11 protein-coding genes are annotated in these 13,003 nt (G+C 71.9%); 7 read left to right on the top strand and 4 right to left on the bottom strand.

The annotated features are described in order from the left end of the window. The first annotated feature begins 347 nt into the window (after nt 1-347). From ACGFWE_RS20925 to ACGFWE_RS20910, 4 genes are all read left to right on the top strand, one after another. Nucleotides 348-980, top strand: coding sequence for an AIM24 family protein (locus ACGFWE_RS20925; protein ID WP_393600764.1), 633 nt, complete (start codon nt 348-350; stop codon nt 978-980). Nucleotide 981: 1 nt separating this feature from the next. Continuing rightward, nucleotides 982-1,632 (top strand): AIM24 family protein, encoded by a 651-nt coding sequence (locus ACGFWE_RS20920; RefSeq protein ID WP_352391259.1) that lies wholly within the window; start codon nt 982-984, stop codon nt 1,630-1,632. Beyond that, nucleotides 1,629-2,426: an AIM24 family protein gene (locus ACGFWE_RS20915; RefSeq protein ID WP_393600762.1), complete on the top strand. Its 798-nt coding sequence runs from the start codon at nt 1,629-1,631 to the stop codon at nt 2,424-2,426. Before ACGFWE_RS20920 ends, ACGFWE_RS20915 begins: the two co-directional genes overlap by 4 nt. Before the next feature lie 96 nt (nt 2,427-2,522). Then, nucleotides 2,523-2,999 carry a MarR family transcriptional regulator gene (locus ACGFWE_RS20910; RefSeq protein WP_352391257.1) on the top strand — a complete coding sequence of 159 codons (477 nt, stop codon included), beginning with the start codon at nt 2,523-2,525 and terminating at the stop codon, nt 2,997-2,999. A 13-nt stretch (nt 3,000-3,012) separates the two neighbouring features. Here ACGFWE_RS20910 and ACGFWE_RS20905 read toward each other — a convergent pair whose 3' ends face one another. Both ACGFWE_RS20905 and ACGFWE_RS20900 read right to left on the bottom strand, forming a co-directional pair. Next, entirely contained in the window at nt 3,013-4,410 is a 1,398-nt protein-coding gene (locus tag ACGFWE_RS20905) for an ATP-binding protein (RefSeq protein ID WP_393600760.1), read from the bottom strand. Further along, the gene (locus tag ACGFWE_RS20900) at nt 4,407-5,075 is read right to left on the bottom strand and encodes a response regulator transcription factor (protein WP_393600758.1); all 669 of its coding nucleotides are present in this window, start codon (nt 5,073-5,075) and stop codon (nt 4,407-4,409) included. Before ACGFWE_RS20900 ends, ACGFWE_RS20905 begins: the two co-directional genes overlap by 4 nt. Before the next feature lie 125 nt (nt 5,076-5,200). Here ACGFWE_RS20900 and ACGFWE_RS20895 point away from each other — a divergent pair, with 125 nt between their 5' ends. Beyond that, nucleotides 5,201-5,845 (top strand): PepSY domain-containing protein, encoded by a 645-nt coding sequence (locus tag ACGFWE_RS20895; RefSeq protein ID WP_393600756.1) that lies wholly within the window; start codon nt 5,201-5,203, stop codon nt 5,843-5,845. A gap of 196 nt (nt 5,846-6,041) precedes the next feature. Here the strand turns inward: ACGFWE_RS20895 and meaB are convergent, their stop codons facing one another. Both meaB and ACGFWE_RS20885 read right to left on the bottom strand, forming a co-directional pair. Then, nucleotides 6,042-6,998: a methylmalonyl Co-A mutase-associated GTPase MeaB gene (meaB, locus tag ACGFWE_RS20890; RefSeq protein WP_393600754.1), complete on the bottom strand. Its 957-nt coding sequence runs from the start codon at nt 6,996-6,998 to the stop codon at nt 6,042-6,044. Nucleotides 6,999-7,032: 34 nt separating this feature from the next. Beyond that, nucleotides 7,033-8,235 (bottom strand): acetyl-CoA C-acetyltransferase, encoded by a 1,203-nt coding sequence (locus ACGFWE_RS20885; RefSeq protein ID WP_352391252.1) that lies wholly within the window; start codon nt 8,233-8,235, stop codon nt 7,033-7,035. Nucleotides 8,236-8,383: 148 nt separating this feature from the next. Between ACGFWE_RS20885 and mce the strand changes: the two genes are divergently transcribed. Beyond that, the gene (gene mce, locus ACGFWE_RS20880) at nt 8,384-8,824 is read left to right on the top strand and encodes a methylmalonyl-CoA epimerase (RefSeq protein WP_393600752.1); all 441 of its coding nucleotides are present in this window, start codon (nt 8,384-8,386) and stop codon (nt 8,822-8,824) included. Between the two features lie 231 nt (nt 8,825-9,055). Next, nucleotides 9,056-12,934 (top strand): polarized growth protein Scy, encoded by a 3,879-nt coding sequence (scy, locus tag ACGFWE_RS20875; RefSeq protein WP_393600750.1) that lies wholly within the window; start codon nt 9,056-9,058, stop codon nt 12,932-12,934. Nucleotides 12,935-13,003 lie beyond the last annotated feature (69 nt).

Raw genomic sequence — 13,003 nt, 5'->3', positions numbered from 1 at the left:
GGGGCCGGGGGGGGGGGGGGGGGGGGCCCCCCCCGCGGCGCCGGCGCCCCCCCCCCCCCCCCCCCCCACGCCCCCCCCCCCCCCCCCCGGGCCCCCCCCCCCCCCACCCCGGCACCGACCCACCCACCGAACCGCACGCGCTACACCCGCCCCCACCGAGGCCGCAGCTGCGCCGCAGGCATCCAGGGGCGCGGGGAACTGCGCACAACGCCCACCCCCACCGGCCCGCACCCGAACCCGCACCCGCACCCGCACCCGCACCCGCACCCGCACCCGCAGGCATACGACCCACACCCCCCAGAACCTGTCCGAAAGGACTCACCACCAGCTACCTTCACTCCGTGGCGATGTTTCGACTTCAAGGCAGCAAAGTGCTCGCCGTCGACATGACCGGGGACGCCGTGAAGGCGAAGAACGGCTCCATGGTCGCGTACGACGGGCAGATGGCGTTCAAGAAGATGAGCGGCGGTGGTGAGGGCATCCGGGGCATGGTCACCCGGCGCATCACCGGCGAGCAGATGACCGTGATGGAGGTGTCGGGGCACGGCACGTGCTGGTTCGCGGACCGGGCCTCCGAGATCAACCTCGTCAGTCTCCAGGGGGACAAGCTGTACGTGGAGTCGAGCAACCTGCTCGCGACCGACGCCGGACTCAGGACCGGCACCAGCTTCACCGGCATGCGCGGCGCCTCGCAGGGCAACGGGCTGTTCACGACGACCGTCGAGGGGCACGGGCAGGCCGCGATCATGTCGGACGGCCCCGCGGTCGTGCTGCGGGTCAGCCGCCAGTACCCCCTGACCGTCGACCCCGGCGCGTACATCGCGCACCAGGGCAACCTGAACCAGTCCTTCCAGTCCGGTGTGACGTTCCGCACGTTCATGGGCGAGGGCGGCGGCGAGGCCTTCCAGATCCGCTTCGAGGGCGACGGCCTGGTGTACGTCCAGCCCAGCGAGCGGAACACGATCGCGGGAGATGTGTGACATGCCCTTCCGTGAGATCAACTCCAAGATGGTCGAGGCGACCGTCCTGCCGGGCCAGCGGCTGTTCAGCCAGCGCGGCGCGATGCTGGCGTACAAGGGCGAGGTGTCCTTCACCCCGAACATCCAGGGCGGCCAGGGCGGCGTCATGTCGATGATCGGCCGCCGCGTGGCCAACGAGGACACCCCCCTGATGACCGTCGAGGGCAGCGGCACCGTCCTGTTCGGGCACGGCGGCCACCACGTCACGGTCATCAACCTCACCGGCGACACCCTGTACGTCGAGGCTGACCGTCTGCTCGCCTTCGAGGGCACCCTCCAGCAGGGCACCATGTTCATGGGCTCGCAGGGCGGCGTCATGGGCATGGTGCGCGGCCAGATCAGCGGCCAGGGCCTGTTCACGACCACGCTCAAGGGCCACGGCTCGGTGGCCGTGATGGCCCACGGCGGGGTCTTCGAGGTCCCCATCAGCCCGCAGCGCCCGGTCCACGTCGACCCGCAGGCCTACGTCGCCCACTACGGCGACGTGCGCAACAAGCTGTCGACGGCGCTCGGCTGGCGCGACATGGTCGGCCGCGGCTCCGGCGAGGCCTTCCAGCTGGAGCTCAGCGGGAACGGCGTGGTGTTCGTCCAGGCCTCGGAGGAGAAGCTGTGAGCCACTATCCGGGCACGGGCCCCACCGTGTACGACCCGATGACGCTGCCGTCGGACGACAACGTCAACAACTACACCTTCTGCGTGGAGCTCAAGGGGAGCCAGTGGTTCCTGCAGAAGGGGAAGATGATCGCCTACTACGGGCAGATGGATTTCAACGGCATCGGACACGGCCGCCTCGACGGTCTCATCCGTACGTCCTTCCATTCGCCTCTGCACGCGAGCGACTGGGTCGTGGCGCAGGGTTCAGGGAAGATGCTCCTCGCCGACCGGGCCTTCGACGTGAATTCGTACGACCTCGAAGAGGGCAACCTGACCATTCGCTCGGGCAACCTGCTCGCTTTTCAGCCAAGTCTCGCGCTGAAGCAGTCGATCGTGCCCGGCTTCCTGACCCTCATCGGAACCGGAAAGTTCGTGGCGGCCTCGAACGGTCCGGTGGTGTTCATGGAGCCCCCCATCCGGGTGGACCCGCAAGCGCTTGTGGGCTGGGCGGACTGCCCCTCGCCGTGCCACCACTACGACCACGGGTACATGACGGGTCTGATGGGCGGTCTACGTGCGATGACGAGCCTCGTCGGGGCCTCCGGGGAGGAGCACCAGTTCGAGTTCGTGGGGGCCGGCACCGTACTGCTCCAGTCGACCGAGGTCCTGATGGCCGAGCAGGCCACGGGGGTGGTTCCGTCCGAGCCCGGAGTACCCGGCGGTTACGGGGCACCCGCAGGCCAGCCGCAGCAACCGGGGGCACCGCGCCTTCCCGGACAGCTGGGGGACCTCCAGCGTCGCTTCGGGCTGTGAGCGGTAGTCTGCGGAGTGTGACGTCGAACGTGTGCGCGCCGCCGTCATGGACACCCTCACTAGTTCGCCTTTCAACCTTTTAGGTAGACTTCATTCATGGAGACCGAGACGGCCACGCGCTGGCTGACCGATGCGGAGCAGTGCGCCTGGCGCACCCACCTGGAGGTCAACAGGCTGTTGACGTATCAGCTCGAAAGGGACCTTCAGCCGTTCGGCCTGACGATGAACGACTACGAGATCCTGGTCAATCTCTCCGAGTCGGAGGGCGTACGGATGCGGATGAGCGACCTCGCGGCCGCCACCCTCCAGTCCAAGAGCCGGCTCTCGCACCAGATCACCCGCATGGAGAACGCCGACCTGGTCCGGCGTGAGAACTGCGAGTCCGACCGCCGCGGCCTGTACGCGGTCCTGACCGAGCACGGCATGGAGACGATGCAGAAGGTCGCGCCGCATCATGTGGCGTCGGTGCGCAGGCACTTCATCGACCTCGTACCGCCCGAGTCGCTGACGGAGCTGGACAAGGCCCTCAAGCCCATCGCGGAACATCTGCGGGGGCATCGGGGGCGTCCCTGACACCGGGGCCCGATCAGGCGATCGGCAGGCGGAGTTCGAACAGGGCTCCGCCTGTCGACGCGTCCCGCACCGTCAGCGTGCCGCCGTGTCGGGCGGCGACATCCCGGGCGATGGCGAGACCGAGCCCGGCCCCGCCGTCGTCCCGCGCCCGCGCCTCGTCCAGCCGTACGAACCGCTCGAAGATCCGCTCCCGGTCCCCGGCCGGCACCCCGTCGCCGTCGTCGGCGACCTCGACCACGGCAGTCCGGCCACCGTCCCGTCGTACGGTCACCACCACCGCCGACCGCGCGTGCCGCCGCGCGTTGTCCAGCAGGTTGTCGAGCACGCGCTCCAGCTGCCCCCGTGACCCCATGACCTCCACGGCGTCCGCCCGCACCGTCACCCCGGCCCGCCCGGCGGCCCGCTCCCGCACCAGCGCCGCCAGCTCGACCGGCGCGCCGGTGCCCCGCTCCCCCGCGTCCAGGCGGGCCAGCAACAGCAGGTCCGCGGCGAGGTGTTGCAGTCGTACGGTGTCCTCGACCGCTCCGTCCAGGTCCAGCAATTCGGGATGCGCGGCGGCCACTTCGAGCTGGGTGCGCAGCGAGGCGATCGGACTGCGCAGCTCGTGGGAGGCGTCGGCGACGAACCTGCGCTGGCGCTCCACCGAGGTCTCCAGCGCGGCGAGCGTCTCGTTGGTGGTGCGGGCGAGGCGGGCCACCTCGTCGTGGGTGTCCGGGACCGGGACGCGGCGGGCGAGGTCCTCGGAGGCGGTGATCGCGGCCATTTCCTTGCGGATGGCCTCGACCGGGCGAAGGGCCCGACGGGTGACCGCCCAGGTCACCCGGGCGACCACCGCGAGCAGTACGGGCAGGCCGACGAGCATGACCGTGGCGGCGGTGTGCACGGCGTCCTGCTGGGCCTGCAGCGAGGCACCGGCGTACACCCGGACCGTCCTGTCGCCGCGGTCGGTGACCTGGACCTGGGCGAAGCGGTACGCGACGCTCTCCCCGTCGATGGTGGCCCGGCCCTGACCGTGCCAGGTGATCTCGTTGACCTCGCCGACCTCGCCGGAGTCGGGGGCGTCCTCGTCGTCGTCCGGCGTCGCGTCCGGGCTCGAGACGGGAGTGACGTCGGGGGCGCCGGTGCCGCTGATCGCCTCCAGGTCCTCGCTCACCGCGAGCACCCGCCCGTCCGGGTCGACCACCTGGACCGGGTGGTCCTCGTCCAGGTCCAGCTCCCGGTACGGCACGCCCTGCGCGATCTGCGCCGCCACATTGCGGGCGGCGCTGTCGGCGGCCGTGTCCGCCTGGCCCGCGAGGTTGCTGCGCAGCGACAGCAGGACGACGGCGCCCGCGGCCACCAGGGCCACGGCCACCACCGCGGTCGCGGCCAGCGTGGCCCGCGCCCGGACCGAGCCGAACAGCCGCCTCATCTCCCGGCCTCCAGCCGGTACCCGGCGCCGCGGACCGTGCGGATGAGGCCGGCGTCCAGCTTCCGGCGCAGGGTGCTGACGTACACCTCGACGATGTTCGGGTCGCCGTCGTACGCGAAGTCCCAGACGTGCTCCAGGATCTGCGCCTTGGAGACCACCTCGCCGGCCCGCACCGCGAGCTGCTCCAGGACCGAGAACTCCTTGGCGGTGAGAGTGACCTCGGTGTCGTCGAGGAAGACCCGGCGCGCGGCGGTGTCGATCCTCAACGGCCCGGTCTCGAGCACCGGCGAGGCCCCGGCCCCGTTCCCGCGCCGCCGCAGCAGGGCCTTGATGCGGGCCACGAGGACGACGTAGGAGAACGGCTTGGTCAGATAGTCGTCGGCGCCGGTGTCCAGGCCCTCGGCCTCGTCGTACTCGCCGTCCTTCGCGGTGAGCATCAGGATCGGCACCTCGTGGCCCGCCGCGCGCAGGGCGGCGCAGACCCGGTAGCCATTGAGGCCGGGCAGCATGATGTCGAGGATCACCAGGTCGTACGACCCCTCGGTGGCCCGGTGCAGCCCCTCCCGGCCGTCGTGGACGACGTCGACGGCGTAGCCCTCGGCGGCGAGGCCCTTGGCCAGGGACAGGGCGAGTCGTTTCTCGTCCTCGACGATCAACAGGCGCATGCGTACAGCTTTGCAAACCCAACCTGAAGACACCTTCAGCAGGCTTCAGGTCCGCTTCAGCTCCCTTCCGGCAGCGTGGTTGTCGTCGAAAGCGAACGAAGCAGACCGGCTCTGGAGGAACCCTCATGAAGCGCAACATCGTCATCGCCACCCTCACCGCCGCCGCGCTGGCCACGGGCGGCACCGTCGCGGCCTTCGCGGCGGGCGACGACGAGCCGACGGCGACGCAGCGCCAGACGGACACGAGCGCCCACGAGGCTGCGGACCGCGACGACGACGCCGCGGACGACCGGGACGACGACGCCACCGAGGACCGTACGGCGGTCCGCAGCGCCGACGTCACCGCCGCCGAGGCGATCGCGGCCGCCCTGAAGCACACCCCGGGCACCGCGCTCTCCGCCGACCTGGACGACGACGGCGCCGACGCGTGGAAGGTGAGCGTCGTCAAGGGCGACGGCACCGAGTACGACGTACGGATCGCCCCGGACTCCGGCAAGGTGCTCGGCGCCCAGCGCGACACCGACGACGACCAGGACGCCGACGACCGCGCCGAGCTCGCCGCGGTGAAGGGCGCGAAGACGGACGCCCGCGAGGCCGCACTGGCCGCCGCGCACAAGGGCACGGTGACCGAGATCGGCATCGACGACGACAACAGCGCCGTGGCCTGGTCGGCGGAGACCGTGAAGGGCAACAGCCACGGCGAGTGGAACGTCGCCCTCGACACCGGCAAGGTCACCCAGGACCGGGACGACGACGGCGACGACGCCTGACCCCGCCGTCACGCGAGAGGCGTGGCCTCCCGATCCGCACCGCCGCGAAGGGCGCCCCTCCCCCGGGCGCCCTTCGTCATGACCAGCACCGCCGTCAGCGCGAAACACACGGCAGCCGGCCGAGCAGGGCGGTGGCGAAGGTGCGGCGGGCATGCGGAATGCCACGCCTTCTCCGAGGAACTCACCCATGGGAGGCTCAGCCCCGGGTCAGGCCCTCCACCAGTTCGTCGGCCGCCCGGTAGGGGTCCAGTTCGCCGGTGACGATCCGCTCCGCGAGGGCGTCCAGGCGCCGGTCGCCCTTGAGGTCGCCGATGCGTTCGCGCAGGGCGGTGACGGCGATCGTCTCGACCTCGTGGGCCGCGCGGGTGCGGCGGCGCCCGGCGAGGACGCCGTGCTCCTCCATCCAGGCGCGGTGCTTCTCCAGGGCCTCCACGACCTCGTCGATGCCCTCGGCGCGGGCGGCGACCGTCTTGACGATCGGCGGGCGCCAGTCGCCGGGCTTGCGGGACTCGCCCAGGCCCAGCATGTGGTTGAGCTCGCGGGCGGTGGCGTCGGCGCCGTCGCGGTCGGCCTTGTTGACGACGTAGACGTCGCCGATCTCCAGGATTCCGGCCTTGGCGGCCTGGATGCCGTCGCCCATCCCGGGGGCGAGCAGCACCACGGAGGTGTCGGCCTGGGAGGCGATCTCCACCTCGGACTGGCCGACGCCGACCGTCTCGACCAGGATCACCTCGCAGCCGGCCGCGTCCAGGACCCGGATGGCCTGCGGGGCGGCCCAGGCGAGGCCGCCGAGGTGGCCGCGGGTCGCCATGGAGCGGATGTAGACGCCGGGGTCGGAGGCGTGGTCCGACATGCGCACCCGGTCGCCGAGCAGGGCTCCGCCGGAGAACGGCGAGGACGGGTCGACGGCCAGGACGCCGACCCGCCTGCCCTGCTTGCGGTAGGCGGTCACGAGGGCCGAGGTGGACGTCGACTTGCCCACCCCGGGCGAGCCCGTCAGGCCCACCACGTACGCGTTGCCCGTCAGCGGGGCGAGCGCCGCCATGACCTCCCTGAGCTGCGGGGACGCCCCCTCCACGAGGGAGATCAGCCGGGCCACGGCCCGCGGCCGGCCCTCCCTGGCCTGGGCCACCAGGGTGGAGACGTCCTGCATCACAGCTCCGTTCACGTGGACGACGTACGCGTGCTCAGGCCTTTGGTACCCGCACGACGAGCGCGTCACCCTGACCGCCGCCGCCGCACAGCGCCGCCGCGCCGACCCCGCCGCCGCGCCGCTTGAGCTCCAGGGCCAGGTGCAGGACGAGCCGGGCGCCGGACATGCCGATGGGGTGGCCGAGGGCGATGGCGCCGCCGTTCACGTTCACCTTTTCGGTGGACACGCCGAGGTCCTTCATCGACTGGACGGCGACCGCGGCGAAGGCCTCGTTGATCTCGATCAGGTCGAGGTCGGAGACCTCCAGGCCCTCCTTCTTGAGGGCGTGCAGGATCGCGTTGGACGGCTGGGACTGCAGGGAGTTGTCCGGGCCCGCCACATTGCCGTGGGCGCCGATCTCGGCGATCCACTCCAGGCCCAGCTCCTGCGCCTTGGCCTTGCTCATCACGACCACGGCCGCGGCACCGTCGGAGATCTGCGAGGCGGTGCCCGCGGTGATGGTGCCGTCCTTGGTGAACGCGGGGCGCAGCTTGCCGAGGGACTCGGCGGTGGTGTCGGCGCGGATGCCCTCGTCCTTGCTGAAGACGACCGGCTCGCCCTTGCGCTGCGGGATCTCGACCGGGGTGATCTCGGCCTCGAAGATGCCGTTCTTCTGTGCGGCGGCGGCCCGCTGGTGGGACAGGGCGGAGAACTCGTCCTGCTCGGGGCGCCGGATGCCGAGGCGGGTGTTGTGCGTCTCCGTCGACTGGCCCATGGGGATGTTCTCCCAGGGGTCGGTCAGGCCGTCGTACGCCATGGCGTCGAGCATCTCGATCGCCCCGTACTTGAAGCCCTCGCGGGACTTCGGGAGCAGGTGGGGGGCGTTGGTCATGGACTCCTGGCCGCCCGCGACGATCACGTCGAACTCGCCGGCGCGGATCAGCTGGTCGGCCAGCGCGATCGCGTCGAGGCCCGAGAGACACACCTTGTTGATGGTCAGCGCCGGGACGTTCATCGGGATGCCGGCCTTGACGGCGGCCTGGCGTGCCGGGATCTGCCCTGCCCCGGCCTGGAGCACCTGGCCCATGATGACGTACTGCACCTGGTCGCCGCCGATCCCCGCACGGTCGAGGGCGGCCTTGATCGCGAAGCCGCCGAGGTCGGCTCCGGAGAAGGTCTTCAGCGAGCCCAGCAACCGCCCCATGGGCGTACGGGCGCCCGCGACGATCACCGAGGTCGTGCTGTTCGATCCAGACATGAGCTGCGATCCCCTTACCGGCTGCACTGCCGAGGAGTGAACGAGGGTTTACTTCGAATGTACTGAGTGGCACTCCGTGCCGTCATCGTCCCGTCGGTGTGATCGCGCGCACGTTGCGTAACCATCGTAGGAGCGCTGCACTGACAACATGCTGACGCGAATCGACCACATCGGGATCGCCTGTTTCGACCTCGACAAGACCGTCGAGTTCTACCGGGCCACGTACGGCTTCGAGGTGTTCCACTCCGAGGTCAACGAGGAGCAGGGCGTGCGCGAGGCCATGCTCAAGATCAACGAGACATCCGACGGCGGCGCCTCCTACCTGCAGCTTCTGGAGCCGACCCGCCCCGACTCGACCGTCGCCAAATGGCTGGACAAGAACGGCGAGGGTGTCCACCACATCGCTTTCGGTACGGCGGACGTCGGCCAGGACGCGGCGGACATCAAGGACAAGGGCGTACGCGTCCTGTACGAGGAGCCCCGACGCGGCTCCATGGGGTCACGGATCACCTTCCTGCACCCGAAGGATTGCCATGGCGTACTGACAGAACTGGTCACTTCAGCGCCTGTTGAGTCACCTGAGCACTGACCCTCGTACATATGGGCCGGTAGGGTTGGGGGCGGTCGCCGCTCTTGCCAGGGCGACCGGGTCCTGCCCATGGCGGCAGAACCGAGCCGGGGTCCGGGTTTCGGGGGTCGAGAGTGGGCAGCAGCGCATGCTCCTCCGTTGATCTGACACCATTCCCCGGGGGCCCCGTTCGGCGGATGGACGGGGCTCGTTTGGAGAGACTTGCGACCAGGGGACGGATGGGACCGCGCAGTGCGGGGCTACGAACGCCAGGAGCGAGAGCCGGCGGCTGACGTCGACCACCTCTCTCGGTTCGAGGCCGAGATGGATCGGCTGAAGACCGAGCGGGAAAAGGCGATCCAGCACGCCGAGGACCTCGGCTACCAGGTCGAGGTGCTGCGCGCCAAGTTGCACGAGGCGCGGCGCACCCTCATGTCCCGGCCCGAATTCGGCGGCGGCGACATCGGCTACCAGGCCGAGCAGTTGCTGCGCAACGCGCAGATCCAGGCCGACCAGTTGCGCCAGGACGCCGAGCGCGAGCTGAGCCAGGTCCGCGCCCAGACCCAGCGCATCCTCCAGGAGCACGCCGAGCAGGCCGCACGTCTGCAGGCGGAGCTCCACCAGGAGGCCGTCACCCGCCGCCAGCAACTCGACCAGGAGCTGGCCGAGCGCCGGCAGACCGTCGAGTCGCACGTCAACGAGAACGTGGCGTGGGCCGAGCAGCTGCGCGCCCGCAGCGAGTCGCAGGCCCGACGGCTCCTGGAGGAGTCCCGCGCGGAGGCCGAGCAGGCCATGGCGGCCGCCCGTGCCGAGGCCGAGCGGGTCACCACCGAGGCCCGCCAGCGCCTGCAGAGCGAGGCCGAGGCGGCCCGCGCGGAGGCCGAACAGCTGCTGCGCCGCGCCCGCGCGGACGCCGAGCGCCTGCTGGACGCCGCCTCCACGCAGGCCCAGGAGGCCACCGACCACGCCGAGCAGCTGCGCACCTCCACCGCGACCGAGTCGGACAGCGCCCGCCGCCAGGCCACCGAGCTGAGCCGGGCCGCCGAACAGCGGATGACGGAGGCCGAGGAGGCGCTGCGCAAGGCGCAGGCCGAGGCCGAGAAGGTGCTCACCGAGGCGAAGTCGGCCGCCGAGAAGACGCTCGCGAGCGCCGAGTCGGCCAACGAACAGCGCACGCGTACGGCCAAGGAGCAGGTCGCCCGGCTGGTCACCGAGGCCAGCCAGGAGGCCGAGGCGACCAAGGAGGCCGCCGAGCAGATCGTCGCGGACGCCCGCGCCGAGGCCGAGAAGATCGTCGCCGAGGCCGCCGAGAAGGCCCGCACGCTCACCGCCGAGGAGAGCGCGACCCAGCTGTCCAAGGCGGCCAAGACCGCCGAGGACGTCCTCACCAAGGCGCAGGAGGACGCGCAGCGGACCACCAGGGCCGCCGCCGAGGAGGCCGAGCGGATCCGCCGCGAGGCGGAGACCGAGGCGGACCGGCTGCGCGCCGAGGCGCACGACATCGCCGAGCAGCTCAAGGGCACGGCGAAGGACGACACCAAGGAGTACCGCGCCAAGACGGTCGAGCTGCAGGAGGAGGCCCGCCGGCTGCGCGGCGACGCCGAGCAGCTGCGCTCCGACGCGGTCGCCGAGGGCGAGAAGATCCGCGCGGAGGCCCGCAAGGAGGCCGTCCAGCAGATCGAGGAGGCGGCCAAGACCGCCGAGGAGCTGCTCTCCAAGGCCAAGGCGGACGCCGACGAGCTGCGCCAGAGCGCCACCACGGACAGCGAGAAGGTCCGCACCGAGGCCATCGAGCGCGCCACCGCGCTGCGCCGGCAGGCCGAGGAGACCCTGGAGCGCACCCGCAACGAGGCCGAGCGGCAGCGCGCCGAGGCCGTCGAACTGTCCGAGGAGATCACAGCCGCCGCCGAGCGGGCCGCGGGCGAGCTGCGCGAGGAGACCGAGCGGGCCATAGAGGCACGCCGTGCCGAGGCCGCCGATGAGCTGGCCCGGCTGCGCACCGAGGCCGAGGAGCGTCTCGCCGCCGCCGAGCGGGCCCTGACCGAGGCGCGTGCGCAGGCCGAGCTGATCCGCCGCGAGGCCGCCGAGGACACCGACCGGCTGCGCACCGAGGCCGCCGAGCGGATCCGCACCCTTCAGCAGCAGGCCGAGGCGGAGGCCGACCGGCTGCGCACCGAGGCCGCGTCCGACGCGTCCGCCTCCCGCGCCGAGGGCGAGGCCGTCGCCGTACGGCTGCGCACCGAGGCCGCCACGGAGGCGGAGCGGCTGAAGTCCGAGGCCCAGGAGACCGCGGACCGGGTCCGGGCGGAGGCGCAGACCGCCGCCGAGCGGATCACCACCGAGGCGTCCGAGACGCTGGCCGCCGCCCAGGAGGAGGCCAACCGGCGCCGCCGCGAGGCCGAGGAGTACCTCGGTTCGGCGCGCCAGGAGGCCGACCAGGAGCGTCAGCGGGCCCGCGAGCAGAGCGAGGAGCTCCTCGCCTCCGCCCGCAACCGGGTCGAGGAGGCCCAGGCCGAGGCCGTACGGCTGGTCGAGGAGGCGGACCGGCGGGCCACCGAGATGGTGTCGGCCGCCGAGCTCCACGCCCAGCAGGTGCGGGACTCGGTCGCCGGGCTGCACGAGCAGGCGCAGGAGGAGATCACCGGGCTGCGCTCCGCCGCCGAGCACGTGGCGGACCGCACCCGGCGCGAGGCCCAGGAGGAGGCCGACCGGGTCCGTTCGGACGCCTACGCCGAGCGGGAGCGGGCCAGTGAGGACGCGGCCCGGATCCGGCGCGAGGCCACCGCGGAGACGGACGCCGCCAAGTCCCTTGCCGAGCGCACCGTCTCGGAGGCGATCGCGGAGGCGGAGCGGCTCAGGTCGGAGTCGGCCGAGTACGCCCAGCGGGCGCGCACCGAGGCCTCGGACGCCGTCGCCCAGGCCGAGCAGGACGCCTCGCGCACCCGGGCGGACGCCCGCGAGGACGCCAACCGCATCCGCTCGGACGCGGCGCGGCAGGCCGACACCCTCATCACCGAGGCGCGCAGCGAAGCCGAGCGGCTCACCGAGGAGACCCTCAACGACACCGACCGGCTGCGGACGGAGACGGTCGCCGAGGCCGAGCGCGTGCGGGCCGAATCGGTCGCCAAGGCCGAGCAGTTGATCGGGGAGGCCACCGGGGACGCGGAGCGGCTGCGGGCCCAGGCCGCCGACACGGTCGGGCAGGCGCAGCAGCACGCGGAGCGGATCCGCAGCGAGGCCGAGCGGGTCAGGGCGGACGCGGCAGCCGCGGCCGAGGAGCTGGTCAACTCCGCGCGCGCGGAGGCCGATCGCACCCTCGACGAGGCCCGCCAGGAAGCCAACAAGCGGCGTTCCGAGGCGGCCGAACAGGTCGACACGCTCATCACGGAGACCGCCGCCGAAGCGGACAAGCTGCTCAGCGAGGCGCAGCAGCAGGCGCTCAAGACCACCGCGGAGGCGGAGGCGCAGGCCGACACCATGGTCGGCGCGGCCCGCAAGGAGGCCGACCGGCTGGTCTCCGAGGCGACGGTCGAGGGCAACGCGCGTGTGGAGAAGGCCCGTACGGACGCGGACGAGCTGCTCGTCGGTGCCCGCCGGGACGCCACCGCGATAAGGGAGCGCGCCGAGGAGCTGCGCGACCGGATCACCGGTGAGATCGAGGCGCTGCACGAGCGGGCCCGCCGGGAGGCCGCGGAGACCATGAAGTCGACCGGCGACCGCTGCGACGCGCTCATCAAGGCGTCCGAGGAGCAGCTCGCCAAGGCGCAGGCGAAGGCCAAGGAGCTGGTCTCGGAGGCCAATTCGGAGGCCGGCAAGGTGCGCATCGCCGCGGTCAAGAAGGCCGAGGCGCTCCTCAAGGAGGCCGAGCAGAAGAAGGCCACGCTGGTCCGGGAGGCCGAGGAGCTCAAGGCCGAGGCGATCCGCGAGGCGAAGCGCACGGTCGAGGAGGGCAAGCGCGAGCTCGAGGTCCTCGTCCGCCGCCGTGAGGACATCAACACCGAGATCTCCCGTGTCCAGGACGTCCTGGAGGCGTTGGAATCCTTCGAGGCCCCCTCGGCGGGCAAGGACGGCGGCGTCAAGGCGGGCGCCGCGGTCGGCGCCCCTCGTTCGGGTAAGCCCTCGGACAGCTGACCGACTGGTCGGAATCCGGTGCCGTCTGGGGCCTTTGACCAAGTTTTTGGCAAGCCGTCCCGGGGTTAG

This window comes from Streptomyces sp. NPDC048523 (assembly GCF_043199815.1).
Classification (GTDB): Bacteria; Actinomycetota; Actinomycetes; order Streptomycetales; family Streptomycetaceae; genus Streptomyces.
This window is presented reverse-complemented; position numbering and strand designations above follow the sequence as displayed.

Excerpts from the sequence above, each read along its gene's own strand:
- ACGFWE_RS20900 (WP_393600758.1), bottom strand. The coding sequence starts at position 5,075 with ATGCGCCTGTTGATCGTCGAGGACGAGAAACGACTCGCCCTGTCCCTG.
- meaB (WP_393600754.1), bottom strand. The coding sequence starts at position 6,998 with ATGCAGGACGTCTCCACCCTGGTGGCCCAGGCCAGGGAGGGCCGGCCG.
- ACGFWE_RS20895 (WP_393600756.1), top strand. The coding sequence starts at position 5,201 with ATGAAGCGCAACATCGTCATCGCCACCCTCACCGCCGCCGCGCTGGCC.
- mce (WP_393600752.1), top strand. The coding sequence starts at position 8,384 with ATGCTGACGCGAATCGACCACATCGGGATCGCCTGTTTCGACCTCGAC.
- ACGFWE_RS20925 (WP_393600764.1), top strand. The coding sequence starts at position 348 with ATGTTTCGACTTCAAGGCAGCAAAGTGCTCGCCGTCGACATGACCGGG.
- ACGFWE_RS20885 (WP_352391252.1), bottom strand. The coding sequence starts at position 8,235 with ATGTCTGGATCGAACAGCACGACCTCGGTGATCGTCGCGGGCGCCCGT.
- ACGFWE_RS20910 (WP_352391257.1), top strand. The coding sequence starts at position 2,523 with ATGGAGACCGAGACGGCCACGCGCTGGCTGACCGATGCGGAGCAGTGC.
- ACGFWE_RS20920 (WP_352391259.1), top strand. The coding sequence starts at position 982 with ATGCCCTTCCGTGAGATCAACTCCAAGATGGTCGAGGCGACCGTCCTG.
- ACGFWE_RS20905 (WP_393600760.1), bottom strand. The coding sequence starts at position 4,410 with ATGAGGCGGCTGTTCGGCTCGGTCCGGGCGCGGGCCACGCTGGCCGCG.